General features: G+C 64.3%; 25 protein-coding genes, 1 tRNA gene and 1 pseudogene. 12 read left to right on the top strand and 15 right to left on the bottom strand.

Annotated features, from left to right (window positions below; translation table 11 throughout):
* Positions 1 to 76 precede the first annotated feature (76 nt).
* A tRNA-Ile gene (locus ABVQ20_RS28250) sits at positions 77 to 152 on the bottom strand.
* 134 nt (positions 153 to 286) lie between these two features.
* Here ABVQ20_RS28250 and ABVQ20_RS28245 point away from each other — a divergent pair.
* A complete protein-coding gene (locus ABVQ20_RS28245; RefSeq protein ID WP_354462951.1) occupies positions 287 to 1,000 on the top strand; it encodes an SIMPL domain-containing protein in 714 nt (237 codons plus the stop codon).
* A gap of 273 nt (positions 1,001 to 1,273) precedes the next feature.
* Here the strand turns inward: ABVQ20_RS28245 and ABVQ20_RS28240 are convergent, their stop codons facing one another.
* On the bottom strand, positions 1,274 to 1,723 hold the full coding sequence (locus tag ABVQ20_RS28240; RefSeq protein ID WP_354462950.1) for a hypothetical protein: 450 nt from the start codon (positions 1,721 to 1,723) through the stop codon (positions 1,274 to 1,276).
* A gap of 276 nt (positions 1,724 to 1,999) precedes the next feature.
* Positions 2,000 to 2,446: a YcgN family cysteine cluster protein gene (locus tag ABVQ20_RS28235; RefSeq protein WP_354463155.1), complete on the bottom strand. Its 447-nt coding sequence runs from the start codon at positions 2,444 to 2,446 to the stop codon at positions 2,000 to 2,002.
* Positions 2,447 to 2,645: 199 nt separating this feature from the next.
* On the opposite strand from ABVQ20_RS28235, the gene ABVQ20_RS28230 reads away from it, so the two are divergent.
* The 3 genes and pseudogenes from ABVQ20_RS28230 (at position 2,646) to ABVQ20_RS28220 (ending at position 6,013) form a co-directional block, all read left to right on the top strand.
* A complete protein-coding gene (locus tag ABVQ20_RS28230) occupies positions 2,646 to 5,006 on the top strand; it encodes an OmpA family protein (protein WP_354462948.1) in 2,361 nt (786 codons plus the stop codon).
* Between the two features lie 313 nt (positions 5,007 to 5,319).
* Positions 5,320 to 5,833: pseudogene (locus ABVQ20_RS28225) on the top strand (TIGR00645 family protein).
* A gap of 6 nt (positions 5,834 to 5,839) precedes the next feature.
* Positions 5,840 to 6,013 carry a hypothetical protein gene (locus ABVQ20_RS28220; RefSeq protein ID WP_354462947.1) on the top strand — a complete coding sequence of 58 codons (174 nt, stop codon included), beginning with the start codon at positions 5,840 to 5,842 and terminating at the stop codon, positions 6,011 to 6,013.
* On the opposite strand, the gene ABVQ20_RS28215 is transcribed toward ABVQ20_RS28220, so the two are convergent.
* The gene (locus tag ABVQ20_RS28215) at positions 6,002 to 6,487 is read right to left on the bottom strand and encodes a MarR family winged helix-turn-helix transcriptional regulator (RefSeq protein ID WP_354462946.1); all 486 of its coding nucleotides are present in this window, start codon (positions 6,485 to 6,487) and stop codon (positions 6,002 to 6,004) included. The two genes, ABVQ20_RS28220 and ABVQ20_RS28215, sit on opposite strands and share 12 nt — an antisense overlap.
* Before the next feature lie 67 nt (positions 6,488 to 6,554).
* Between ABVQ20_RS28215 and ABVQ20_RS28210 the strand changes: the two genes are divergently transcribed.
* On the top strand, positions 6,555 to 6,845 hold the full coding sequence (locus tag ABVQ20_RS28210; RefSeq protein WP_354462945.1) for a DUF1330 domain-containing protein: 291 nt from the start codon (positions 6,555 to 6,557) through the stop codon (positions 6,843 to 6,845).
* Between the two features lie 195 nt (positions 6,846 to 7,040).
* Here the strand turns inward: ABVQ20_RS28210 and ABVQ20_RS28205 are convergent, their stop codons facing one another.
* Positions 7,041 to 7,907, bottom strand: coding sequence for an SDR family oxidoreductase (locus ABVQ20_RS28205; RefSeq protein ID WP_354462944.1), 867 nt, complete (start codon positions 7,905 to 7,907; stop codon positions 7,041 to 7,043).
* Between the two features lie 180 nt (positions 7,908 to 8,087).
* Here ABVQ20_RS28205 and ABVQ20_RS28200 point away from each other — a divergent pair, with 180 nt between their 5' ends.
* Complete coding sequence (locus ABVQ20_RS28200) at positions 8,088 to 8,354, top strand: type II toxin-antitoxin system VapB family antitoxin (protein WP_354462943.1); 267 nt, start codon at positions 8,088 to 8,090, stop codon at positions 8,352 to 8,354.
* A 246-nt stretch (positions 8,355 to 8,600) separates the two neighbouring features.
* On the opposite strand, the gene ABVQ20_RS28195 is transcribed toward ABVQ20_RS28200, so the two are convergent.
* Together ABVQ20_RS28195 and ABVQ20_RS28190 are read right to left on the bottom strand one after the other, a co-directional pair.
* Complete coding sequence (locus tag ABVQ20_RS28195; RefSeq protein ID WP_354462942.1) at positions 8,601 to 9,236, bottom strand: helix-turn-helix transcriptional regulator; 636 nt, start codon at positions 9,234 to 9,236, stop codon at positions 8,601 to 8,603.
* Between the two features lie 146 nt (positions 9,237 to 9,382).
* Positions 9,383 to 10,255, bottom strand: a complete 873-nt coding sequence (locus ABVQ20_RS28190) for a S1C family serine protease (RefSeq protein WP_354462941.1) — start codon at positions 10,253 to 10,255, stop codon at positions 9,383 to 9,385.
* Positions 10,256 to 10,423: 168 nt separating this feature from the next.
* On the opposite strand from ABVQ20_RS28190, the gene ABVQ20_RS28185 reads away from it, so the two are divergent.
* A complete protein-coding gene (locus tag ABVQ20_RS28185; RefSeq protein WP_354462940.1) occupies positions 10,424 to 11,386 on the top strand; it encodes a S1C family serine protease in 963 nt (320 codons plus the stop codon).
* Positions 11,387 to 11,840: 454 nt separating this feature from the next.
* Here ABVQ20_RS28185 and ABVQ20_RS28180 read toward each other — a convergent pair whose 3' ends face one another.
* Complete coding sequence (locus tag ABVQ20_RS28180; RefSeq protein WP_354462939.1) at positions 11,841 to 12,062, bottom strand: hypothetical protein; 222 nt, start codon at positions 12,060 to 12,062, stop codon at positions 11,841 to 11,843.
* Between the two features lie 98 nt (positions 12,063 to 12,160).
* A complete protein-coding gene (locus ABVQ20_RS28175; RefSeq protein ID WP_354462938.1) occupies positions 12,161 to 12,586 on the bottom strand; it encodes a VOC family protein in 426 nt (141 codons plus the stop codon).
* 66 nt (positions 12,587 to 12,652) lie between these two features.
* Between ABVQ20_RS28175 and ABVQ20_RS28170 the strand changes: the two genes are divergently transcribed.
* Positions 12,653 to 13,279 (top strand): TetR/AcrR family transcriptional regulator, encoded by a 627-nt coding sequence (locus ABVQ20_RS28170; protein WP_354462937.1) that lies wholly within the window; start codon positions 12,653 to 12,655, stop codon positions 13,277 to 13,279.
* Here the strand turns inward: ABVQ20_RS28170 and ABVQ20_RS28165 are convergent.
* Positions 13,212 to 14,168, bottom strand: coding sequence for a LysR family transcriptional regulator (locus ABVQ20_RS28165; RefSeq protein ID WP_354462935.1), 957 nt, complete (start codon positions 14,166 to 14,168; stop codon positions 13,212 to 13,214). The genes ABVQ20_RS28170 and ABVQ20_RS28165 overlap by 68 nt on opposite strands.
* 110 nt (positions 14,169 to 14,278) lie before the next feature.
* On the opposite strand from ABVQ20_RS28165, the gene ABVQ20_RS28160 reads away from it, so the two are divergent.
* Entirely contained in the window at positions 14,279 to 14,914 is a 636-nt protein-coding gene (locus tag ABVQ20_RS28160; RefSeq protein WP_354462934.1) for an FMN-dependent NADH-azoreductase, read from the top strand.
* Positions 14,915 to 14,970: 56 nt separating this feature from the next.
* Here the strand turns inward: ABVQ20_RS28160 and ABVQ20_RS28155 are convergent, their stop codons facing one another.
* Positions 14,971 to 15,270: an AzlD family protein gene (locus ABVQ20_RS28155; RefSeq protein WP_354462933.1), complete on the bottom strand. Its 300-nt coding sequence runs from the start codon at positions 15,268 to 15,270 to the stop codon at positions 14,971 to 14,973.
* Positions 15,267 to 16,007: an AzlC family ABC transporter permease gene (locus tag ABVQ20_RS28150; RefSeq protein WP_354462931.1), complete on the bottom strand. Its 741-nt coding sequence runs from the start codon at positions 16,005 to 16,007 to the stop codon at positions 15,267 to 15,269. The genes ABVQ20_RS28155 and ABVQ20_RS28150 overlap by 4 nt, the downstream gene beginning before the upstream one ends.
* Here ABVQ20_RS28150 and ABVQ20_RS28145 point away from each other — a divergent pair.
* Both ABVQ20_RS28145 and ABVQ20_RS28140 read left to right on the top strand, forming a co-directional pair.
* Entirely contained in the window at positions 15,925 to 16,191 is a 267-nt protein-coding gene (locus ABVQ20_RS28145) for a hypothetical protein (RefSeq protein ID WP_354463173.1), read from the top strand. The two genes, ABVQ20_RS28150 and ABVQ20_RS28145, sit on opposite strands and share 83 nt — an antisense overlap.
* On the top strand, positions 16,178 to 16,636 hold the full coding sequence (locus ABVQ20_RS28140) for an Lrp/AsnC family transcriptional regulator (protein WP_227345824.1): 459 nt from the start codon (positions 16,178 to 16,180) through the stop codon (positions 16,634 to 16,636). Before ABVQ20_RS28145 ends, ABVQ20_RS28140 begins: the two co-directional genes overlap by 14 nt.
* A gap of 117 nt (positions 16,637 to 16,753) precedes the next feature.
* On the opposite strand, the gene ABVQ20_RS28135 is transcribed toward ABVQ20_RS28140, so the two are convergent.
* Both ABVQ20_RS28135 and ABVQ20_RS28130 read right to left on the bottom strand, forming a co-directional pair.
* Entirely contained in the window at positions 16,754 to 17,887 is a 1,134-nt protein-coding gene (locus tag ABVQ20_RS28135; protein ID WP_354462930.1) for an NAD(P)/FAD-dependent oxidoreductase, read from the bottom strand.
* Positions 17,888 to 17,921: 34 nt separating this feature from the next.
* On the bottom strand, positions 17,922 to 18,590 hold the full coding sequence (locus ABVQ20_RS28130; protein WP_354462929.1) for a peroxiredoxin: 669 nt from the start codon (positions 18,588 to 18,590) through the stop codon (positions 17,922 to 17,924).
* A 146-nt stretch (positions 18,591 to 18,736) separates the two neighbouring features.
* Between ABVQ20_RS28130 and ABVQ20_RS28125 the strand changes: the two genes are divergently transcribed.
* Positions 18,737 to 20,443, top strand: coding sequence for an AfsR/SARP family transcriptional regulator (locus tag ABVQ20_RS28125; protein ID WP_354462928.1), 1,707 nt, complete (start codon positions 18,737 to 18,739; stop codon positions 20,441 to 20,443).
* An 88-nt stretch (positions 20,444 to 20,531) separates the two neighbouring features.
* Here the strand turns inward: ABVQ20_RS28125 and ABVQ20_RS28120 are convergent, their stop codons facing one another.
* Positions 20,532 to 22,970 carry a GcvT family protein gene (locus ABVQ20_RS28120; RefSeq protein ID WP_354462927.1) on the bottom strand — a complete coding sequence of 813 codons (2,439 nt, stop codon included), beginning with the start codon at positions 22,968 to 22,970 and terminating at the stop codon, positions 20,532 to 20,534.
* Between the last annotated feature and the right edge of the window lie 72 nt (positions 22,971 to 23,042).

Genomic DNA, 23,042 nt, shown 5'->3' with positions numbered 1-23,042 from the left:
GCAAACCACTGCTTGGCGAACCTATTGGCGAACCACGTGGCGAACCGGTCAATAAACCATTGATAAATAACGATAATGGTGGGCCCGGAGGGACTCGAACCCCCAACCAAGCGGTTATGAGCCGCCGGCTCTAACCATTGAGCTACAGGCCCCACGCGGGCTGGATTAATGTTTTTCGCATCGCGGCACAAGGCCTTCCCGATGGGCTTTCGGAGATCGCCCAAATCAGCACATATTCACGCCCTAGTTGAGCGTCGCGACTTTATCGCAGACCAAGGAGCTTTTCATGACCAGACACCTTTTGCCACTCGCGCTCGCCGCTTCAATCGCTTTTCCGGCGATGGCTGGAGCCGCCGATTCGCTGCCCCCGCCCCGCATCGTCGTGACCGGTGAAGGCGAGGCCACCACGCCGCCGGACTTGGCGCTCTTGTCGCTCAGCGTCATGCGCGAGGCCAAGACGGCGCGCGCCGCGCTCGATGCCAACAATGACGCCATGGCCGCGGTGATCGCGGCGATGAAGGCGGCCGGCATCAAGGACCGCGACCTGCAGACGGCGGGTATCCAGATCAACCCCCGCTACAACTACACCAACAAGCCCGACGGCGGCCAGGAGGCCGAGCTTGTCGCCTACCAGGTGACCAACACGCTGGCGGTGCGGGTGCGCGACATCGACAAGACCGGCGAGATCCTCGACAAGGCGGTGTCGCTCGGCGTCAACCAGGGGGGCGGCATTTCCTTCACCAACGACAATCCGGCGGCAACCGTCACCGAAGCCCGCAAGAAGGCCGTGGCCGATGCCGTGGCCAAGGCCAAGACACTGGCCGAGGCCGCCGGCGTCAGCCTTGGACGGGTGCTGGAGATCAACGACCAGAACATCCGACCGATGCCGATGGCGATCAACGCCAAGGCGTTCGATTCGGCAGCCGGCGGCGCCGTCCCGACACAGGCCGGCGAAAACGCCTACAATGTCCAGGTCACCGTCACCTTCGAATTAAAGTAGTCCCGTCGAAGGAGATGTCCGCCGGCGGTTAATGCATGTCGCCCAAAAGTGCGCAGCGGTTTTGGGACAACGACATGCATCAAAACAAAGATCGGATCGCCGGCGGAAAATGCCCGACACCCGGCAAAGAAAAACCCCGGAGGACCATGTCCTCCGGGGTTCTTTTCGAGCCGCACCCTTTGTTGCTGGCGGAAGGGGGCTCGCTACTCAGGGCTGCAAGTGCCCCGGACGCCTGATGCGTGTCGCCTGACATGCATCAAAAAAAGACGTGCTTTAGCGATAGATGACCGGGCAGCCGCGCTCGTTGGCGAACACGATGACCACGCGGTCCCCGCGCTGGCGGCCGACAACCTTCACCGTCGAGCGGTTCACATCGACGATGCGGGCGCGGTAGAGGCCCATGCGCTCCGCCTTGTCGAGAGCACGCTCGGGCGAGCAGCCACGGCGCCAGCCACGATCGTCGGGACGGCCACGATCGTCGGGACGGCCGCGATCGTCGGGACGGCCGCGATCGTCGGGACGGCCGCGATCGTCAGGACGCCAATCAGGGCGCCCGTTGCGACGGTGGAAGCCATCGTCGTCGACCGGGTAGACGCCGACGCGGGCATCCCTGTTGGTGCCGAAGCCGAGATAGAGGCTGTCGGCATGAGCCGCCGGCATGGCGGCCAGCGTGCCAAGGCCAATCATGGCCGAAAGCGTCGCCGTCTTGATGGTATTGAACATTATCTCTCTCCTTGTTGAGGCTTTCGCCCCGTCCTCGAACCTATGCGCAGAGAATGCATCCGCCTGTCTGAACTCCGCGCGAACCGGCCGTTCATTTTCGGTTCATGTGGCAGGAAGAAGGACGCGCCTGTTTTTTCGCGCGCACCCCACTGCAAACAGGAGGAGACATAGGCCTGGCCACGCTGCCGGTTTCGCGAGGCAAACCACGCCGATGCAAGCCTGCCAAGGCCCCGCTGCGCGCTTTACCTTGCGTTTACCGTGATTTTGAAGTTCGGCTCAGGGCTCGTCGTCGAGCATGTGGTCGAAATAGTCTTCCGGATCGGCCATCTCGGTTTCGTTGGCACTGACCCGACCGCGCATCGAGATACCGGCCTCGTGCACGGTCTCCGCACTTCCCGAAACCAGCCTGTGCCACCAGTAGAGATCCTCGCCCTCGGCGACGAGACGGTAGGCGCAAGTGCTGGGCAGCCAGCTGATGGTGCGCACATTCTGCGGCGTCAGCCCGATGCAGTCGGGAACGCGCCTCAGGCGGTTGGCATAGTCCGAACAGCGGCAGCTCTCAGCGTCGAACAGCCGGCAGCCGACGCTGGTCCAGTAGATTTCGCCGGTGTCCTCGTCCTCCAGTTTCGACAGGCAGCATTTGCCGCAGCCATCGCAGAGTGATTCCCACTCGGTCGGGCTCATCGCTTCCAGCGTCTTGGTTTTCCAGAACGGCGCTTCCATCGTGCGGATGTGGCCCTCGCGGCCGCCAAGGTCAAGCATCATGGACGCCCGAAATGCGACGTGAACCATATGAATGTCATGAAGCCGCCTTCAAAACGCCGGTCAAACCTCTATGGCTGCTTCAATGCCCTGCCAAACCGGAACCAATCCGGCTACCATCGGTTTGGGCACAGATGGGACCCTACAAGGAGAATTTCTGATGAAACGCCAACCATGGATTCTGGCGGGGACGGCACTTGGCCTGTTGATGGCATCCGCGCCGTTGGGCGCGTACCCACTGCAGGGCAGCGCCGCGTTCAGCCCCTCGCAAGGCACCACCATGCCACTGCTCCTGGCGCAGTCGAATTGCGCCGAGGGCGAATCGGCGGAGGCCTGCGCGAAAAAACCGGCGCAGCCCGAGCAGAAGCAGGAAGAGCAGAAGCCTCAGAAGAAGCACGAACAGCAAAGCGAGCAGGCGCCCGCCGCGCAGGGCCAGGAGCAGCAGCAGCCACGCAAGAAGCGTGACCAGCAACAGCAGACTGAACAGGCTCCAGCCCAAGCCGAGCAGCCCGCGCAGGACGAACAGCAGCCGCGCAAAAAGAAGCGCGACCAGCAGCAGCAGACCGAGCAGGCGCCAGCCCAGGCCGAGCAGCCCGCGCAAGGCGAACAGCAGCCGCGCAAGAAGAAGCGCGACCAGCAGCAGCAGACCGAGCAGGCGCCAGCCCAGGCCGAGCAGCCCGCGCAAGGTGAACAGCAGCCGCGCAAGAAGAAGCGCGACCAGCAGCAGCAGACCGAGCAGGCGCCAGCCCAGGCCGAGCAGCCCGCGCAAGGCGAACAGCAGCCGCGCAAGAAGAAGCGCGACCAGCAGCAACAGACAGAGCAGGCTCCAGCCCAAGCCGAGCAGGCAGCGCCGGCAAACGACAACCAGCCTGAGGCCAAACCGCGCAAGAAGAAGCAGGACCAGCAACAGCCGGCCGAGGCCGCGCCAGCCGACCAGACGCCGGCTGCGGAACCCGCGCAGAAGCCGGACAAGCACAAGAAGCCGACTGACGCCACCCAACCAGCCGCGACGCCGGAAGCAGCGCCCGAGCCGACCAAGAAGCAGGCGCCCGCCGAACAGCCGGCGCAGAAACTGGAGCCGCTGCCTGTCCCAGGCGAAAATGCGCCAGCACAGGGCGAGCAGACGCAGGACAAGACCAAGAAGCACGGCAAGAAGCCCGAACAGCCTGCGAACGGGGAACAGCCCGCCAATGGCGCGCAACCCGCGACGGGCGAACAGCAGCCTGCAACCGGCCAGAAGCCCGCGAATGGCGAACAGCCGGCCAACAACAACAAGCCAGCGCAGGGCGAAAACCCCGTGCAGGGCGAGGCACCACTCCTGGACAGCCAGAAGGATGCCCAGCGCAGGGGTCAGGGCGGCCAGAATGCCGGTGGCCAGGACCAAAATGGGGAAGGTCAGGCCGGCCAGGGTCAAGGTGGCCAAGGCCAGGGCGGCCAGGGTCAGGGCGGCAAGAAGGACCGCAACCAGAACGGCCAGCAGAATGGCGACCAGGGGCAGAAGCCCGTGGTTGCTCCTGTCGACCAGGGACCGCCGCCAACCGACGACAAGGCCGCCCAGCAGGAGATCAAGCCTGAAAAGATGGTGCCGGTGACGCAGGAGCGGGGCAAGCGGCTTGACCGCGCGCCTGACGAGAACATCCGCGATCGCCGGCGGCCCAAAGGCGTCGACGTGCTGAAGGAAATCGGCGACCGCGTCATCATCCAGCTCGGCGGCCAGACGATCGTCCAGAGCAATGACGGCCCGCGCATGAACCGTGGCGCCAAGGATGTCTATTACGAGGATCTGCCGCAGGGCCGCACCCGCGAGACTATGGAGCGCGACAATGGCGTCCAGATCGTCACCATCCGCAACCGCTACGGCGATGTCGTCCAGCGTTCGCGCATCATGCCCGATGGCCGCGAATATGTGCTGAGCTATGTCGACGAACGGCACTACCAGGATGACCAGGACTGGCGCGATCCCGGCGATGACCTGCCACCGATGCGGCTGAACATCCCGCGTCGGGACTACATCCTGGATTCCGAGGATGTCCAGAGCCCGGACGACTACTACACCTTCCTGGAACAGCCACCGGTGGAGCGGGTCCAGCGCCTCTATTCGATCGACGAGGTCAAGCGTTCGGCCCGCGTGCGCGACATTGCGCGGCGTGTCGACCTCGACACGTTGAACTTCGAATTCGGGTCGTCCTCGATCTCCGACACCGAGGTGCAGAAACTCGAAGGCGTCGCCAACGCCATGGAGAAGCTGTTGAAGAGGAACCCGGCGGAGACCTTCCTGATCGAAGGCCATACCGACGCGGTCGGCACACCTGAGGCGAACCTTGCTTTGTCCGATCGCCGCGCCCAAGCGGTCGCCGAGGCGCTGACCAATGCCTTCGGCATCCCGCCCGAGAACCTGACCACACAGGGCTATGGCGAGGAGTATCTGAAGGTCAACACGTCGGCGCCCAACCGCGAGAACCGGCGCGTCGCCATCCGCCGCATCACCTCGCTGGTGGCGCCGGTGGCCAGCAACAATTAGGTCATGATTTCAAAACCATGACCTGGTTTGCGGAATCAGGATGAGAAGCGACCCACCCCGGCCAGGCCGGGGTGGAACAAGTCTCGTGCACTCAAGAAGATTTGTACCGGGAATCGTGCGGCATCATTGATTCGCCACACTGTCCACCCCAAATCTATCGCAGGGCTTCCCTGCCCCGTCCCGACTCCAGCGGGACACATGAGCCCCGCCGGCCCCTCTCCGGCGGGGTTTTGTTTTGAGGCGAAAGGTCTTGCAACAGCAGCGACCTGCCCGAAATACGACCGGACCCTGGAAGGACTTCGCCGGACACCGCATGAAACGCCTCGAACTCGCCATTGAATCGATCATCCTGGCCTCGCGCTGGCTGCTGGTCGTCTTCTATCTCGGGCTGGGCGTGGCGCTTGCCATCTACGCGCTGTCCTTCGGCAAGAAGCTCTACGAGTTCATCACCATGGCGTTCACGCTGGGCGACACCGACACCATCCTGAAGATGCTCGGCCTGATCGACGTGGCCCTCGTCGCCTCGCTGGTGGTGACAGTGATCATCTCCGGCTACGAGAATTTCGTCAGCCGCTTCGACAACCAGGACGGCGAGTCCACTGGCTGGGCACGATCGATGTCGGTCGCTGAAGGTCAAGGTCGCCTCGACCATCGTCGCCATCTCGTCCATCCACCTGCTGCAGGTGTTCCTGAACTCGTCCACCTACTCGACCGACCAGCTGATGTGGCTGACCATCATCCACCTCGCCTTCGTCGTCTCGGCGCTTATGCTCGCTTATATCGACAGGCTGATGGGCCTCGGAAAGGCCAAGAAGGACGACGTTTGAAGGGTTATGGAGAAGACGAACGATCTTTTCCAGCTCGAGCGGCTTTGCAAGGCAATCGACGAGGGCGATAAATCGGACGAGCCGGAGCGATGCCATCTCGATCAGGGGGCACTGCTGACCACACCAGCGGCGGCCAATGCGATGCAGTCGGGTGGCGGGTCTCCCGAGCTAGGTATCTGAGGTATCGGTTGGTGAGACAGCCGAGGCGGCAGCCTGCGCGGCGACAGCAAGCCGGGACATGACACTCCCCGCAACGCGCGATGTCTCTTCGCCAAGAGCCTCCGCCAACCGGAGCCGGGCGCGCTCCCAGGCGGCCATGGACTCATCCATCAGCCGGCGGCCGCCATCGGTAAGCACCAGGCGTTTGCCGGCCCGGCCCCGTCCCCCATGGTTGCGCACGAGATCCCTCCGCTCCAGGCTCTTTACGCTGCGACTGAGAGTGGTGGCGTCGACCCCGGCGCGCGCCGCAAGTTCAGCGAGCGTTGGCTCGTGGCTGCCGCCAATCCCCACCAGAAGGCTGAACTGCTCTGCGGTGATCCCCAACGGCCGAAAGCAGGCATTGTAGTAGCGCGTGAGCGCCCGCGCGGTGACCCGGGCCTGGAAGGCCGGGCACTCGGTTTCGACGCGGCGATAGAGATCAGAAGCCTCTGTCATTTTGCAGGTCTCGACAAACTCCGACTCATATAATACTGCATATACATCATTGTTAGGGAGTCGCACCATGGCGGCCTATGTCCACCTCAATCTGCGTATAAAAGATCCGGCCAGGCAAGCCGCACTGGCGCCGCGCTTTCAGGCGGCGCTAAAGGCAGCAGGAGGCCGCATCCTCCACTTTGGGCAGGTGTCCCAGATGCTGGAAGGAGACGTGGCGCCATTGCCCATGGCCGGCGTCTTCGAATTCGCGACCCTGGCCGACGCGCTGGCGTTTTATCAGTCACCGGAGTACGCACCGATCAAGGTCGAGCGCGACGCGGCGCAGGAAGCACGCATGTTTGTCGTCGACGCGAGCTGAGGGATTCCACGACCGCGATCGTCCGGCCACGGGCGTGAGCCTGCTCCATTTGCGATCTTCGCGGCAAAGGGCTGCCTATGAAGCCGCTGCCTTGCCATTGTCAAAATCCGGGGCGCGGGCTCAGGCTAGCCGCGGCGTCGGACTTAAGCTGGCCGTTGCGTCTAGCCCAAGCTCCAGGACGTCGGCATCAATCGACTAGTAGATTCCCTTGATCTTCGTGTCCGTGCGGGCAAACACCTCGTCCGGCACAAAGAAATCACCGGCGAGCGGCCCGGTCGCGCCTGGCGAATAGACCGAGAAATCGGTGACGCCCTCGGCGCGCAGCACCTCCTCGTCGATGTAGAAATTGCCTGATGTCGCGCGCGACGGCCGCATGAAGATGGCATGCGCGGCGTCGGCCATGATGTCGGGCAAGCGGCTCATCGCCGCAACCGTCGCACCGCCCAGCAGGTTGCGCACCGCCGCCGTGTCGATGGTCGAGATCGGCCACAGCGAGTTGACGGCAATGCCGTCCTTGGCGAATTCCGCGCTCATGCCCAGCGTGCACATCGACATGCCGAACTTGGCCATGGTGTAGGCGACGTGGTTCTTGAACCACTTGGCTTTCATGTCGAGCGGCGGCGCCAGATTCAGGATGTGAGGATTCGCAGCCAACTTCAGGTGCGGAATGCACATTTTGGACACCAGGAATGTGCCGCGCGTGTTGATCTGGTGCATCAGATCATAGCGCTTCATGTCGGTCTCCAGCGTGCCGGTAAGCTGGATGGCACTGGCATTGTTGACACAGATATCGATGCCGCCGAATGTCTCGACGGTCTTGGCGACCGCCTCGGCCACCTGCGCCTCCTCGCGGATGTCGCACAGCATCGGCAGCGCCTTGCCGCCGGCCTGCTCGATCTCCTGCGCCGCGCTGTAGATCGTGCCCGGCAGCTTCGGATGCGGCTCGGCGGTCTTGGCGGCGATCGTTACGTTGGCGCCGTCACGCGCGGCGCGCAGCGCGATCGCCAGGCCGATGCCGCGCGACCCGCCGGAGATGAACAGCGTCTTTCCCTTGAGCGACATCTTTCCTCCGCTGGCTTTGGCTCTTTGCGTGATCCTTGCCTGTGCTGCTGCGGGATACAAGAGGTTGTGGCTGGAAGCTGTGGTGACGCTGCGGAGGGTTTCACGCCTTGCCCGCTGCAAACGACGTGGCGCTGCAACGGATTTGGCATATATAATTCTGCAGCGAATGGTAGATTTTCAATGGCTTTGTCGATCAAGAATAGCGAAGTGAAGCGGCTGGCGCGCGAGCTAGCCAGCCCCCGTGGCGTATCCGTGACAGAGGCGATCCGGCAAAGCCACGAAAACGAAATTGCACGCGAAAGCGCGGCTCCCCAGATGCAAGAGCCTGACCTTATCGCGAAGCTAAGCGAAATTGCTGGCCAAGCAGCTCGGATACCGAAGCGAGACCATCCCATGACTGAAGACGAGATACTCGGTTACGACGAACTCGGAATTCCAATCAGATGATGGACACCTCGTCCGCAGCGTCGCGCCGCCCCTCATCCGCTTGCCAGCTGTCTTCTCCCCATATAGTGGCGGGCAGAAGACAGTTGGCCGCGCGCTCGGCGCTCTTCTTGCAGAGCTGACGACGGGCCAAGCGGCGATGACAGCGACTTTCTCCCCGTCACTATACGGGGAGAAATGCCCGGCAGGGCAATGAGGGGCGTCGCTTACGTTGACGATGATCGTTGGGTCTGCCTGAGACGTCGTCCCTTAAACCAGCACCAGGCCCTGCCGCATCGCGATGGCGATGGCGTCGGTGCGGTTGGCGGCACCCAGCTTGATCAGGATCGCGGCGACATGGAACTTCGCCGTGTGCACGGAAATGTTGAGCCGCCGTGCGATCACCTTGTTGGGCGCGCCCTCGGCCAGCAGCGCCAGCACTTCCGCCTCCCGCGGCGACAGCGTCGGGCGAACGGCATGTTCATCGGACGCCTCATCCTCGAACGGCTCGCCATCGCCAGCATGGAAGTCGTCGTGGCGCGCAACGATGCGGCGGCCATCGCCCGATACGCGATAGCCCGCCGCCGCCAGCCGCGCCGCCGCGGCGATCAAAAGATCGTCCGCGCCCGCCGGCATCACCGCGAACACTTCGCCGGCTGGCCGCTCGCTGCCGGCGCGTCCCGACAGCAGCACCCTTGGCGTGGAGGCCGGCATGGCATCATCGCCCCTGTCGTCGACGATAGCGACGTCGGCTCTCCCGCCGCCAGCCACGACCGGCAGCAGGTCATCACTGGCGGCAAGCGTGGCGGCCAGCCGCTCGGCGCGCGCAGCGTCGCCCAGCGCAATCAGCACCACCAGCCGCCGCCCCGCCAGTTCACCGTTTCCGTCTGTTGTACCGTCTGTCATCTATGCCCTTGGAGACCGTTTCGAAACTCGCTCCTGCGAGTCATATGGTGGTGTTTTCGAGAACCGGAGCAGAGCGTACATTTGAGTACGTGAGCCGGAAGCGCTGAAAACGCCTTCAGATGACCGCAGAGTTTCCAAACGGTCTCTCAGCTCAGCGGCTTTTCGCCGATGGTCAATGTCACATCGCGCTGTTCGCCGCCACGCACCACGCCAAGGGTTACCGAAACCCCGGCGCTGTCTGGCCCGAGCCTGCGGATCAGGTCGCGCGGGCCGTGCACGGCCTCGCCATTCCACGAGACGATGATGTCGCCAAGCGAGAGACCGGCGGCCTTGGCCGGGCCGTTCTCGTCGAGGCTCATCACCATCGCGCCATGCGCGTCGCGGTCGCGCACCGGATGCAGGCCGGCGCCGAGATAGCCGCGCGCGACATGACCCTTTTCGCGCAATGTCGCCACCGCGCGCTCGATCGTCTCGTAGGGCATGACCAGCGCACGGCCACGCGGCCCAAACAAGAGCATGCCGATCAGCGCACCCTTGGCGTCGAGCACCGGACCACCCTCGAAACGGCCACCGGCGCCAACAGCCAGATTGATGCGCCGGTCGATCGTGCCGCCGCGCATCGAGCGCCAGGCCGGACCGACTTCGCCGACCGAACCCGACACGGCCAGCGCCAAACCCTGGCTGCTGCCGATGGCGATGGCGATATTGCCGGGCCGTACCGCGTCGGCCTTGGCAAGCGACGGAGCGCTTGAGCCAGTTGCCGGCTTCAGCAGGGCAACGCCCGTCGAAGGATCGCGGCCGACCAGCTCGGCCTTCACCGTCTCGCCCGAAGCCAGCGTCAGCTCGATCTCCTCGCCGGCCTCGACAGCCTCTTCGGCGGTGACGAAATAGCCGTCGCTCCAATGGAAGGCGCTGGCTGTGCGATGATGATGCGTGGCCAAGCTCGCCGTTGCCGGCGCAGCCTTGGCGGCGAGGTCGGCGATGGCCTGCGAAAACGCATTCAGGTTGAAGTCGCTCATGTTGGTCTCCTGGGTTTTCTCATGCCCCAGATATCGCTCGACAGCGCGCCCGGAGGTACTCGCCTGACGGCTAGTTGCTGGTCTGACTGGCCATCTGGTCAGGTCGCGACCGAACGGGCCGCTTCGCACATATAGTCATCCCCAAGCCTGATACCACGGAGCCCTCCCATGGCCCTCGCCGCACAGAAATTTCAAACCGATGACACACTGGCCGACGGCACATTGCTTGACGCCTATTCGACGACGGTGGCCGACGCCGTCGATCGCATTGGCCCTGCCGTCTGCCGCATCGAGCGCATCGGCGGCCAGGGCGGCCATGGCTCCGGCTTCGTCATCGCGCCGGACGGGCTGGTCGTCACCAATTTCCATGTCGTGGGTGACGCCAAGACGGTGCGCGTCTCGATGCCGGATGGCGCCTCCAGCGAGGGCCGCGTGCTCGGCCGTGATCCCGACACCGACATCGCACTGGTGCGCGCCGACGGCAGCTTTGCCGATGTGGCGCCGCTCGGCGATTCCAAACGGCTCAGGCGCGGCCAGATAGCCATCGCCATCGGCAATCCGCTTGGCTTCGAATGGACGGTCACTTCGGGCGTCGTGTCGGCTCTCGGCCGCTCGATGCGCGCCTCGACCGGCCGGCTGATCGACGACGTCATCCAGACCGACGCGGCGCTCAACCCCGGCAATTCCGGCGGGCCGCTGGTGTCCTCGGCCGGCGAGGTCATCGGCGTCAACACCGCCATGATCCACGGCGCGCAAGGCATCGCTTTCGCGGTCGCCTCCAACACCGCCAATTTCGTCATTTCGGAGATCATCCGCTTCGGCCGCGTGCGCCGCGCCTTCATCGGCGTGTCGGCCGACACCACCAATCTGCCGCGTCGCGCCGCCCTGCTTTCGCAAGTGTCGACCAGCACGGCGGTGCGGCTGCGCAGCGTCGAGAAGGACGGCCCGGCGGCCAAGGCTGGCCTGAAGGAAGGCGACATCATTGCCGCAATAGACGGACGCCCGGTGACCGGCGTCGACGATCTCGTGCGCATGCTCGACGCCGAACGCATCGGCCGCGAGACACTGTGCACCGTGGTGCGCCGCACCGGCGTCAGCCAGGTGACGGTGACGCCGGTGGCGCGAAGCTGATCCGCTTCACCACGGCATGGCTCCGCGAGATGCGGCCGGCAAGCCGACCGCATCTCGCCGCAACGGCTATTTGCTGTATTTTGCCTTGCAGGCAGGGCTCAACTCGCTCATGTGCTGCTTCAGGCATGACGCAACCTGATTGGCCGGCGTTTTGTGGCAAAGCCGCTTGATGTCGGTTCCGCACCGCGAGACCCCCATCGTATGGGCATAGGCACCGGCGGCAAACAAACCCATGACTGCTACAAGGGCTGCAACAGGAATTATTCTCGACATGATTTCCCTCTCCATTGAGGAGCAGAGGCAATCACGTTAGCTCCAGCCAAGCTACTTAGCTAAAAAGGGGGGATCGCATGGCGAACCCGCCAACAGAGTAGCCGCCATTCAACTTCCGCCCCCACCCGGCGAGGAGCATGGCTCCTCGCCGGGTGGGATCAGCTTGATCCACCGGAACGGTCTATTTGCTGTACTTTGCCTTGCAGGCAGGGCTCAGCTCGCCGATATGTTTCTTCAGGCACGACGCCGCCTGGCCTACAGGCGTCTTTGAGCAAAGCCGCTTGTAGTCGGGGGTGCACGGCGAGGCGGCTTTTGTGCTGTGGCCACCTTTGGCGTCGGCCATGCCGATAGCGCCCAGCCCGATGACACCAGCAATAATTGCGACAGAAACGGCTCTGAACATGACTACCCTCTCCATTGAGGAATTCAAGCAATCACTTTAGCAAGAACTAATCAAGCGATACAGAAGGTGAAGGGATCCGCCAATCGGATGGCCCCCGTTCAGACCCCCGCCGCGCCTTCGGCATACTGCGCTAGAAACTCCGCGCTGGGCGGGATCGGCTTGATGACGTCGATCAGCACGCCGTTGGGATCCCTGGTGATGAAATGGCGCTGGCCGAAGGGCTCGTCGCGCAGCGTTCGCAGGATCGGCAGGCCGGCGGCGGTGGCCCGCGCATAGACGGCGTCGGGATCCGCAACCTCGAAATTGATCAACAGGCCCGAAGTCCGCCCCCGCCCCTCCTGCGGGATCGTCTCGTGGTCGCCCTGGACGATGCCGAGGTTGACGCGTTTGCTGTCGACCGATTGCAGATGCACGTACCAGTCGCTTTCGAACAGCGGCTTGAAATCGAAATGCTCGACATAGAAGGCCGCCGTGCCGGCAACGTCGCCGGTCATCAGCACCGGGTAATAGCTGGTCGTCTTCATCTTTCATTCTCCCGTCAATTAACATACAGTCTGCATGTAAATTGAATTAACATACAGGCTGCATGCATGCAACAGGAATCCGCGCGCCGTTCCAACCGCGACCGCACCCAAGCGACGCGCGCCGACCTCATCGCGGCGGCGCGAAAACTGTTCACCGAAAAATCCTATGCGGAGACCGGCACACCGGAGATCGTCACTGCGGCCGGCGTGACGCGCGGCGCGCTCTATCACCATTTTGCCGACAAGCAGGCGCTGTTCGCCGCCGTGGTCGAACAGGAGGCGCAGGCGGTGGCCGACGAGATCGACCGGGCTTCACCGCCCGCGCTCGATGCCCGCGACGCGTTGATCGCCGGCTCCGATGCCTATCTCGCCGCCATGCGCGCGCCCGGCCGCACGCGGCTGCTGTTGCTGGACGGACCAGCCGTGCTCGGCCGTGCCGTCATGGATGCCATCGACAACCGCCATGGCAACCGTTCGCTGCGCGAGGGCCTTGTCGCCGCGATGCGCGCGCAAACCATGACGAGACTGCCAGCGGAAGCGTTGACCGCCCTGCTCGCCGCCGCCTTCGACCGGGCGGCGCTCGCCATCGAGGCCGGCGGTTCGAGCGAAGACTACCGCGCTGTTCTCATGGCGCTGATCGATGGGCTGGCTCCGGTTCGTCCTCAGGCACCTGTCCCGGCTCGAACTCGTTGAAGCAGCCGAGCTGGCGCTTGAACTGGTCGATCAGCCAGGCGGCCGCCGGCTTCGGGCTGCGATCGTTGCGGTGCATGGCAAACAATGGCGACTTCACTTCCTTGAAGGGTTCGAGGTCGAGTTCCACCAGCCGGCCGGTCGCCAGATCGTCGGCGATCAGCCAGCGCGGCAGTCCGCCCCAGCCCAGCCCTTCGCGCATCAGCATATGCTTGGTGCGCATGTCCGTCAGCCGCCAGCTTCGGTAGGCAAAGACGCCGTAGTCGCGCCCCTTGGTGCGCTCCGACTGGTCGGTGACGACAAGCTGGGTGTGTTCGCGCACATCCTCGATCGCCACTGGTTTCGGCAACCGGGCCAAAGGGTGGCTGGGCGCGGCGGCCGGCACCATCGACATGAAGCCGATGCGCACAAGATGCACGTCGACGTCGCCCAGCAAGCCGCCAATGCCGAGATCGGATTGGCCACTGATAACATAGTCGGGGATCAGGCCGAGCGTGCCCATATGTAGGCGCAGCATCACCGTCGGAAACTGCGCCTCGAACGCCTTCAGCACCCGCACCAGCACCGGAGCCGGCAGCGCCACGTCGACTGATAGCGCGACTTCAGCCTCCAGTCCCTGATGATGGCCGTCGGCGCGAGAACGTATGCGCTGCAGCACGCCGACCATGCGCCGAGCATCCTCCAGCATCGCCCGGCCGATCTCGGTCAATTGTGGTTCGCGCGTACCCTCTCGCTCGAAGAGTTTCAGGCCAAGCTGCGCCTCGAGATTGGCGATGCCGTAGCTGATGACGGATTGCGCCCGGTTGAGCTTGCGGCCGGCGGCCGAGAAACTGCCGGTGTCGGCGACCGTCACCAGGATCTGAAGTTGGTCGAGTGTCGGATTGGGCTGCATCGTTGTATCTATTTTGTAGATGGATCGTATAGGAAATATACCAGTTTATCAAATGGGTCGATAGCCCCATATCTGGCGGGACAATTCAATCCTCACTGGAGAGCCCACAAATGTCCATCCTTCTCATCACATCCAGCCCGCGCGGCGCTGCCTCGCACTCGACCCGCATCGCCACCGAATTCGCCGACAAGCTGCTTGCGGCCGACCCGTCGAACACGCTGGTCGTGCGCGACCTCGTCGCCAACCCGCTGCCGCATATCGATGCCGACTATGCGAGCGGCATCTACACGCCGGTTGAAGCCCGCACCCCGCGCCAGGCCGAAGTCGTCGGCGTTTCCGATGCCGTCGTCGACGAGGTCTTCGCGGCTGACACCATCATCCTTGCCACAGGCTTCATCAACTTCAACATCTCCTCGACGCTGAAGTCCTGGGTCGATCACGTCGCCCGCTCCGGCAAGACCTTTGCTTACGGCGAGAACGGCCCCAAGGGCCTCGTCACCGGCAAGAAGGTCTACATCGTGCTCGCCTCCGGCGGCATCTATTCGGAAGGCGCGGCGGTTCAGATGGACCATGCCATCCCCTACCTGCGCTCGGTGCTCGGCTTCGTCGGCATGACCGATGTCGATGTCATCCGCATCGAAGGCGTCGGCATGGGCGCTGACGCGGTGACGGCCGCACTGGCCAAGGCGACCGCCAAGGTCGATGCCGTAGTGGCCGCAAGCCGGCAGGTCGCTGCTGCCGCGTAAGCCACCAGCCACTCGAACTGAAAAAGGCAGGCGTTTCGGCGCCTGCCTTTTCCTTTTCACGCCATGAAATGCCGGAGCAGGCCAGCCGCCCCCACGCCAATCAGCACCGTCGGCAGCATGGGAAGCCGCGTCGCCGCGAGCACGGTGATGGCCAGTGCGGCAAGGTCGGCCGGATTCTTCGACACGAAGTCCGGCGCAATGACCGAGATGAGCACGCAGCCGGGTGCCGCTTCCATTACCGCCGTGGCGCGGGCGCTGAGCGTGCGGTTGCGCAGCACGACATAGCCGCCGATCCGCGTCAGGTAGGTGACGCCGGCCATCAGCACGATGGTGAAAAGGGTGGCGGGATCGATCATGCGTCACCTGCGAGCACATAGGCGGCGATAAGCCCGGACAGAGCACCCGCGGCGACATACCAAGCGCCGGGAACGAACAGATAGACGAGTGCGGCGACGACGAGGCTGACCAGCCAGGGCCGCGCGGCGGCAAAGCCCTTCCACATGCCGCGCATCAGCACCAGGAAGACGGCCGGAAACGCCATGTCGAAACCATAGGGCTCGACATTGCCCAGCACCGGGCCAAGCATGGCGCCGAGCGTCGTGAAGGCCACCCAGGCGAGATACATCGCAAGTGCCGCGCCCATATAGTAGCGCAGGCTGAAAGCGGGACCGATGCCATCGCTGGCGCGCTGTCTGGCATCGGCAAGGCCGAGCGCCCAGCTCTCGTCGCACATGAAGAACAGCGCCGGAAACACTTTTCGCCGGGGCAGATGGCGCAGGAACGGCGCCAGTGCCGCGCCCATCAGCAAATGCCGGCTGTTGACCAGGAAAGTGATGGCGACGATGAGTAGGATATGCGGCGGCGAGGTCCACAGCTGGATCGCGGCGAATTCAGATCCGCCAGCGAAATTCAGCCCGGTCATCGCCGACAACTCGACGACACGCAGACCTTTCTGTGTGGCCTGCGCGCCGAGCACGAGCGCATAGGGAATGGTTCCCAGCAGAACCGGCGTGCAGGACATGATCCCGCGCCGGAACTCCGAACCGGATCGATCTCCCGCTTCCTGGGACAATGTCGCCTGTGAAATGCTCATGATCATCCATCGGCCGGCCTTGCGGCCGCTGCTTCCTGTTTGCGTGGATCCTGTGATGTCGGCGGCAACCATATCGCTGCCCGCGAGCAATTTGGTTGCGAAGATTGTTTCATTTGGTCATAAATTGGCATCTGATTTCACAAATTTCCAAGAAACTGGAATCAAGAACCATGAAGCTGGATGAGATCGACAAGCGCATCCTGCGCGCGCTGCAGCGCAACGGGCGCATGGCCAACAATGATCTGGCTGACGAGGTCGGCCTGTCGCCGTCACCGTGCCTGCGACGCGTAAAACTGCTGGAGGAAGCCGGCGTCATCGACCGCTATGTCGCGGTGCTCAACCCGGCCAGTATCGGCAAGGGGCTGACCTTCTTCACCCGCATCTGGCTGAAGGCGCAGGACGAAGACACGATCGAGCACTTCGCCACCGAGGTCGCCAAGCTGCCGCAGGTGATGGAATGTTACCTGATGCTGGGCGACTGCGACGCCATGGTGCGGGTCGTCGCCGCCGGCATCGACGACTACAGACGCTTCCAGTCCGAACATCTCAGCCGCATCAAGGGCGTGCAGAACGTCAAGACGGATGTTCCCAGCCAGACGATCAAGTACACGTCCGAATTGCCGCTCTGAACCGAGAAAATTCAAATGCCGCCGGTCCGCGGTCCATTGGCTCGTCCGACGCCCATGTTGATATCGGTAGGACGAGCACCGGACGTCGAATCCATCCGCGCCCGTCCCCACCAGCGGTCAACGTCCGAACCAGCGCGCCTTGCGGCTGGAGCCGAAATTCGCCTTGTCGACCCGCAAGGCTTCCGACGGCTCGTAGAACGCACCGGTGGGCTTGGGGCCAGAGAAGAAATCCACATCCACCCTGGCGATCCGGTTGGCGCCGAACTCGATGTAGCACGATCCCGCGCCTGGGTTCCTCGCCGTAGGCTCCTCATGGCGGAGCTTGGCGATCAGGTTGGCCGCGACCGTACGCGCCGCGCCCTCGGCAAAGACACCCGCCTTCGGCGCCCCCGTATTGGCAAGGTCTCCGAGTGCGTAGACGCCGGGGAAACGGGTTTCCAACGTGCGCGGATCGATGGTCACCCAGCCGCCTTCGGTCATGCCTGCCTCGACGACGACATCGGGCGCCCGGTTCCGGGGCACGCCCAGGAACAGATCGCAAGGCAGGTCGCTGCCATTGTCGAGCGTCACCACCCTGCGTCCTTCGTCCACGGAAACCACGCGGGTGCTGGGGATGAAGGTGATGTCGCGCTCGGCGAAAGCCGCCAGAAGCGCCTTCGACGTTTCGGGAGAAGGCGGCACCGGGCTGGACATCGGGTTCACATAGGTGATCCGGCAGTCGCCCCGGACGCCCCTCTCGGTCAGGTAGTCATGGAGCATCAAGGCGCATTCGCTGGGCGCGGGCGGGCATTTGTAGGGCGCGGCGCAGACGCCGATCACGGCATGGCCACGGGTGAAACCGGGCAGCATCTTCGCCATATAGGCAGCGCCCGGAACGGAGTAGAACTCGTTGCGCCCGAGCGTGATGCCGGGCGTGGCCGAGACGTCGTAGTCGGCGCCAAGCGCCAGCACCAGTATATCGGCCTCGTGAACCCCCTTGTCCGTCGTCACGCGCCGGCGCTCCGGATCGATGGCGGTGACGGTCTCGCGCTTCATCGTTACGCCGGGCTTGGCGAAGCTGGCGTAGGGCAGCCGCACGGCATTTTCCGTCTCGCGGCCGAACATCAGGTCGAGCTTGGCATAGCCGAACACGAAGGCATCCGATCTGTCGATGAGGGTGACAGCGATGCTGTCACCCAGGGCTTCGGACAAGGATGTGCTGAGTTCGAGCCCGCCAAAACCGGCGCCAAGGATAAGGATACGGGTTTTCATCGGTAACCTCCTGTTGGCTGTGCCCGACGAGGGATCAAGCGTTGTCACGGGGCTGCGGGACAATCCGGATGTATGGCTTGGGCTGCTTCCAGCCAGCGGGATAGAGCACCTTGGCTTCGTCATTCGAAACCGAACCCGCGATGATCACGTCGTCGCCCTGGCGCCAGTTCACCGGCGTGGCAACGCGGTGCTTGGCCGTCAGCTGCATGGAGTCCACCACGCGCAGGATTTCGTCGAAGTTGCGCCCGGTCGTCATCGGATAGGCGATCATCAGCTTGATCTTCTTGTCGGGCCCGATGACATAGACATGGCGTACCGTCTGGTTGTCCGCCGCGGTGCGCCCTTCGGCGCTGTCGCCGGCCGTCGCCGGCAGCATGTCGTAGAGCTTGGCAATGGCCAGCATCGGGTCGCCGATCATCGGGAAATTCGGCGCATGGCCCTGCGTTTCGGCGATGTCGTCGGCCCATCCGGCATGGCGTTCGACAGGATCGACGGAGAGCCCGATGATCTTGACGCCACGCTTGTCGAACTCCGGCTTCAACCCGGCCATGTAGCCGAGCTCGGTGGTGCAGACCGGCGTGAAGTCCTTGGGATGGGAAAACAGGATGCCCCAGGAACTGCCCAGCCAGTCATGGAAGCTGATCGGGCCATGGGTGGTCTCGGCGGTGAAATCGGGCGCGGTGTCGGCGATACGAAGAGACATTTGATCCTCCTGTGAGAGACGGTTGGAATTGACTACGGGTGCAGACTAGGCAACCTATGTTCCGCCAGCGTTCCCCGCCGCACAGGTGCTTGTGACGGCTGGATTTCGGGCACACGCGGGCCTCGCGTCCTGAAAGGGTCATTCGATTGCGCGTTCGTGTTCAATTGCTTGGCGGCTTCAGCGTCAGTCTGGACGACCAGCCCATCCCGACCGCGGCTTGGCGCCGGGATCGTGGCGCGGCTCTGGTGAAGCTGCTGGCCGTCACCCGCTCCCACCGCATCCACCGCGAACAGGTGATGGAGGCCTTCTGGCCCGACCTCGATCCGGAGGCCGCCGGCGCGAACCTGCGCAAGGCCATCCACTTCGCCCGCCGCGCGCTGGGCACGCACGAGCTGATCGAACAGACAGCCGAAATCATCGCCCTCGCCCCCGCCGCCGACCTCGAGATCGACGTCGAGGCTTTCGAGACCGCCGCCAGGCTTGCCTTGCGCGGCGAGGACATCGCGGCTTGCGAAGCCGCCGCCGATCTCTACACGGGAGATCTGTTGCCGGACGATCCGTATGTCGACTGGTTCGAAACGCCGCGCCAGGCCCTGCGCCAGCGCTATGCCGCCGTGCTGCGGGCCGGCAAGCTGTGGCAGCGCCTGATCGCGATGGATCCGGCCGATGAGCAGGCGCAGTGCGCCCTGATGCAATCGGCGCTCGACGCCGGCAACCGGGCCGAAGCGATCAGGCTGTTCAATCAGCTGAGCGAGTGCCTGCGGATTGACCTCGGGGTCGGCCCCGGCGCGGAAACCGTGAAGCTTTATGAAAAGGCGCTGGCCGTACCGTCGATAGATCCCGTCGGCCTCAGCGACCGCATCCGCGCCTCCCTGGCCTGGGGCCTCCTGCACCTGCAAAGCGGCGACTTCGCCAAGGCCGGCCAGGTCGGCAAGGAAACCCGCGAACTGGCCATGGGCGCGGGATTGGCCCGCGAGGTTGGCGAAGCCAGCGCCCTGATCGGCCTGGTGGCCCACATGCAGGGCCAGTGGCGCGAGCTGTTCAGGGCCGAATTCATCGAATGGGTGCGCTCCAATCCTGCCTTCGTCTCCAACGTCTTTGACGGACATCTGTGCCTGGCCGAATTCTGCCTCTGCAGCGCCAAGGGCCACCACGACATCGCCGCTTCGGCACGAGAGCTTCTGTCGGTGGCCGAGGGCGCCGGCTCGGTCGCCGGGCGCGGCCTTGCCTCACTCGTGCTGGGCGAAGCAGCGCTCTTCTCGGGCCAGTTGGCCGAGGCCGAACGCATGCTGACGGAAGCCGAAAAACTCTACGCGCAGGTGGGAGCCGTTGCCGGCCGCGTGCTGGCGCTGCAGCGCCTGACCGAACTCGCGCTTGCCCGCCGCCAGAAATGGCAGGCGGGTCGGTTGATCCACCGCGCCACCACCCTTGCCCAGTCTTCCTGGCTGGCGCCGCATTTGCTGATCAGCCTGAAAGGGCTGGAGGTGCGTGCCGCCGCCACCCCGGAGAGGATCGCCGAGACCATTCGCGAGGGCGACCGCATGCTGTCATCGGGTTGCAATTGCCAGCCTTGCTCGATGACCTTCCGTACAGCGGCTGCCGTTGCCCTGGCCGAGGCGGGCGAGATCGAACAGGTCAACCGGCGGCTCGACGAGGCCGAACGGGTCGCCGGCATGTGGAACGGCGGCCCCTGGGTGGCGGCGGTCTGGGAAGCGCGCGGCGTGCAGCGGCGGGCCGAGCGCAACGAGACCCGCGCCGTGGCAGCGTTCGAGGAAGCAGCCACGCGCTTTGCAGCACTTGGCAGGCCGATCGATGAGGTTCGCTGTCGCGAACGGATGGCCAATCCCGCCTGAAGCCACTCAGCTTTCGCCGATCCCCGCGCCGCCGCTCGCCCCAGTTACCCAGCCTTCGGCGATGTCGAGGGGACTTCCTGTTCGCCGGTCACATCCGCGCCCTGGCCGAGCTGGGGTCGTAAGGCGAATCCGCGATGACTTCGGCTGTCTTCCATTCCCCCAGGATGGCGATATCGAGCTTGGTGCCGGGCTTGGCGAGGCGCTCGGGCAGCAGCGCCAGCGCCACATCATGCCCGAGCGTATAGCCATAGCCGCCCGATGTGATGCGCCCGACCAGCTCTCCATCGATGTAGAGACCCTCGGAAGCAAAAGTGCTGGCGCCGTCGGTTTCGATCTTGAGCGTCACCGAACGGCGCTGGTCGTTGCGGTCCTTGTACTTCAGGACCGCGTCGCGCCCAACGAAATCGCCCTTGTCGAGGCGAATGAAGCGCTCCAGCCCGCTCTCCAGCGCGTTGAGCTCGGGATTCATGTCGCGATACATGGCGCGATAGGATTTCTCCAGCCGCAACGACTCCAGCGCATGCAGTCCGACGAGGCGCATGCCGTGCTTCTCGCCTTCGCTCAGGATCGCGTCGAGCAATTGCCGCTGGTAGGTCATGGGATGGTAGAGTTCCCATCCGAGCTCACCTTCGTAGTTCACACGCAGCAGCCGTACGTCGCTGGCAAGCCCCACACTGCCCGTCTTCACGCCGAACCAGGGAAAGCCCCCGTTCGAAAGGTCGATTTCCGTCAGCGGCTGCAGCACCTCGCGCGCCTTGGGGCCGACGACCGTGAAGCAGCCGCGCTCATTGGTGACGTTCTTCAAGGATACGCCGCCGTCGGCGGGAAGCAGTCGTGACAGATCGTCGAAATTCCATCGCTCCGCACGCGGCGTCGAGATGAGGTAGAAACTGTCTTCGCCAAGGCGCGCCACCATGTATTCCGCCTGCACGCCGCCTCTCGCCGTGAGGTGATGCGCCAGCACAGCGCGGCCGACCGCCGGCAGCCGGTTGGCGAGGATCCTGTCCAGCCAGGCGGCCGCGCCTGGACCGGACACCTCGAACTTGGTCATCGGCGTCATCTCGACCAGGCCGACGGCGTTGCGCACCGCCTGCACCTCCTCGCCGACGAACACGCCCTTCGCGGTCCAGCGCCAGCTATACTGGTCCTTGGCCTCGACGCCCTCAGGCGCGAACCAGTTGGGCATTTCCCAGCCATTGAGCACGCCCCAGACCGCGCCCAGCTCGGTGAGCCGATCATAGGATGGCGCGGTCTTCTGCGGCCGGGCGGCGGGCATGTCCTGTCCCGGATATTTCTGCTCGGCATGCGCGCCCCAGGCCTCGCGGACCTTCTCGCGCGTCCAGGCCTTGTTGGCGTAGTCGCCGAAGCGGCGCGGGTCGAGGTCGGACGTGTCTAGGCTGTTGCTGCCCTCGACGATCCGCTCCGACAGATAGTAGCCGATCGTGCCGCCCCACAGGATGCCGCCCGGCACGCCCTCGGCCAGCCACACATTGGGCAGGCCCCAGGCCGGTCCCATCAGGGGAAGCTCGTCCGCGGTCATCTGGAAGGGGCCGCGCACATTGGCCTTGATCCCGGCGCGTCCCAGCGCTGGCACGAGTTGCGTTGCCTGCTCCCAATTCCACGACACCGCCTCGAAATCCTCCTCGACGAGGTCGGCGCCGAACCAGGCGGGCACGCCATCTTCGGCGAACAGCTTGAGGTGTTCGGTGCGCTCGTACGGCCCGAACATCAGCCCGTCGCCTTCCTCGCGCAGATAGCCTTCAAAACCTTCATCGCGCAGGATCGGCATTTCGGGCCGCCCGGCACGCTTGCGCTCCATCACCTCCGGCACGGGCTCGGTGATCCAGTACTGATGCAGGATCGGGATGGCCGGGATGTCCAGGCCGAGCAACGCGCCGGTCTGGCGGGCGTAATTGCCGGTCGCGCAGACCACATGCTCGCAGGTGATGTCGCCCTTGTTGGTCTGAACCAGCCACTCGCCACCGGCAGTCCGCTTGAACCCGGTGACCTCGGTGTTGAGATAGACCTTGCTGCCCAGGTCGCGCGCGCCCTTGGCCATCGCGTGGGTCACGTCGGCCGGCGCGATATGCCCATCATCGGGATGGTAGAGCGCGCCCAACATGTGCTTGTTGTCGAGAAGCGGGCATAGTTCCCTCGCCTCCGCCGGCGACAGCAGATGCGCCCGCATGCCCTGGACGTCGGCCACGCTCATATAGCTCTTGAACTCATCCAGCCGGTCTCGGCTGTTGGCGATGCGCAACTGGCCGCTTTTGTGCCATCCGACCGGCTGCCCGGTCTCGGCCTCGAGCCCCTCATAGATCTCGATCGTCTTGTTGATCATCCGGCCGACATTGATGTTGCGGGTATAGGACGGGATGAGGCCCGCCGCGTGCCAGGTCGAGCCGGCCGTCAGTTGGGTGCGTTCGAGCAACGCCACGTCGGTCCAGCCGCGCTTGGCCAGTCCATACAGGATGCCGGCGCCCACACACCCGCCGCCAACGATGACCACTCTCGCATGTGCTTGCATCAAATCACCAGATCCAGACCATTCTTGAACGAGCGCGCCGAAGCTACAGACGGCGAAAGCTCGTGTAACGTC

It is taken from the genome of Mesorhizobium shangrilense (assembly GCF_040537815.1).
Taxonomy (GTDB): domain Bacteria; phylum Pseudomonadota; class Alphaproteobacteria; order Rhizobiales; family Rhizobiaceae; genus Mesorhizobium; species Mesorhizobium shangrilense.
The sequence above is the reverse complement of the archived record's forward strand: the minus strand, read 5'-3'. Positions and strand labels throughout refer to the sequence as shown.

What these genes read in the sequence shown, in the direction of transcription:
- ABVQ20_RS28155 (WP_354462933.1), bottom strand. Translation starts at nt 15,270, where the DNA reads ATGATCGATCCCGCCACCCTTTTCACCATCGTGCTGATGGCCGGCGTC.
- ABVQ20_RS28150 (WP_354462931.1), bottom strand. Translation starts at nt 16,007, where the DNA reads ATGAGCATTTCACAGGCGACATTGTCCCAGGAAGCGGGAGATCGATCC.
- ABVQ20_RS28235 (WP_354463155.1), bottom strand. Translation starts at nt 2,446, where the DNA reads ATGGAAGCGCCGTTCTGGAAAACCAAGACGCTGGAAGCGATGAGCCCG.
- ABVQ20_RS28160 (WP_354462934.1), top strand. Translation starts at nt 14,279, where the DNA reads ATGTCCATCCTTCTCATCACATCCAGCCCGCGCGGCGCTGCCTCGCAC.
- ABVQ20_RS28165 (WP_354462935.1), bottom strand. Translation starts at nt 14,168, where the DNA reads ATGCAGCCCAATCCGACACTCGACCAACTTCAGATCCTGGTGACGGTC.
- ABVQ20_RS28130 (WP_354462929.1), bottom strand. Translation starts at nt 18,590, where the DNA reads ATGTCTCTTCGTATCGCCGACACCGCGCCCGATTTCACCGCCGAGACC.
- ABVQ20_RS28185 (WP_354462940.1), top strand. Translation starts at nt 10,424, where the DNA reads ATGGCCCTCGCCGCACAGAAATTTCAAACCGATGACACACTGGCCGAC.
- ABVQ20_RS28240 (WP_354462950.1), bottom strand. Translation starts at nt 1,723, where the DNA reads ATGTTCAATACCATCAAGACGGCGACGCTTTCGGCCATGATTGGCCTT.
- ABVQ20_RS28140 (WP_227345824.1), top strand. Translation starts at nt 16,178, where the DNA reads ATGAAGCTGGATGAGATCGACAAGCGCATCCTGCGCGCGCTGCAGCGC.
- ABVQ20_RS28210 (WP_354462945.1), top strand. Translation starts at nt 6,555, where the DNA reads ATGGCGGCCTATGTCCACCTCAATCTGCGTATAAAAGATCCGGCCAGG.
- ABVQ20_RS28175 (WP_354462938.1), bottom strand. Translation starts at nt 12,586, where the DNA reads ATGAAGACGACCAGCTATTACCCGGTGCTGATGACCGGCGACGTTGCC.
- ABVQ20_RS28205 (WP_354462944.1), bottom strand. Translation starts at nt 7,907, where the DNA reads ATGTCGCTCAAGGGAAAGACGCTGTTCATCTCCGGCGGGTCGCGCGGC.
- ABVQ20_RS28120 (WP_354462927.1), bottom strand. Translation starts at nt 22,970, where the DNA reads ATGCAAGCACATGCGAGAGTGGTCATCGTTGGCGGCGGGTGTGTGGGC.
- ABVQ20_RS28195 (WP_354462942.1), bottom strand. Translation starts at nt 9,236, where the DNA reads ATGACAGACGGTACAACAGACGGAAACGGTGAACTGGCGGGGCGGCGG.
- ABVQ20_RS28245 (WP_354462951.1), top strand. Translation starts at nt 287, where the DNA reads ATGACCAGACACCTTTTGCCACTCGCGCTCGCCGCTTCAATCGCTTTT.
- ABVQ20_RS28135 (WP_354462930.1), bottom strand. Translation starts at nt 17,887, where the DNA reads ATGAAAACCCGTATCCTTATCCTTGGCGCCGGTTTTGGCGGGCTCGAA.
- ABVQ20_RS28190 (WP_354462941.1), bottom strand. Translation starts at nt 10,255, where the DNA reads ATGAGCGACTTCAACCTGAATGCGTTTTCGCAGGCCATCGCCGACCTC.
- ABVQ20_RS28230 (WP_354462948.1), top strand. Translation starts at nt 2,646, where the DNA reads ATGAAACGCCAACCATGGATTCTGGCGGGGACGGCACTTGGCCTGTTG.
- ABVQ20_RS28180 (WP_354462939.1), bottom strand. Translation starts at nt 12,062, where the DNA reads ATGTTCAGAGCCGTTTCTGTCGCAATTATTGCTGGTGTCATCGGGCTG.
- ABVQ20_RS28200 (WP_354462943.1), top strand. Translation starts at nt 8,088, where the DNA reads ATGGCTTTGTCGATCAAGAATAGCGAAGTGAAGCGGCTGGCGCGCGAG.
- ABVQ20_RS28170 (WP_354462937.1), top strand. Translation starts at nt 12,653, where the DNA reads ATGCAACAGGAATCCGCGCGCCGTTCCAACCGCGACCGCACCCAAGCG.
- ABVQ20_RS28215 (WP_354462946.1), bottom strand. Translation starts at nt 6,487, where the DNA reads ATGACAGAGGCTTCTGATCTCTATCGCCGCGTCGAAACCGAGTGCCCG.
- ABVQ20_RS28220 (WP_354462947.1), top strand. Translation starts at nt 5,840, where the DNA reads ATGGAGAAGACGAACGATCTTTTCCAGCTCGAGCGGCTTTGCAAGGCA.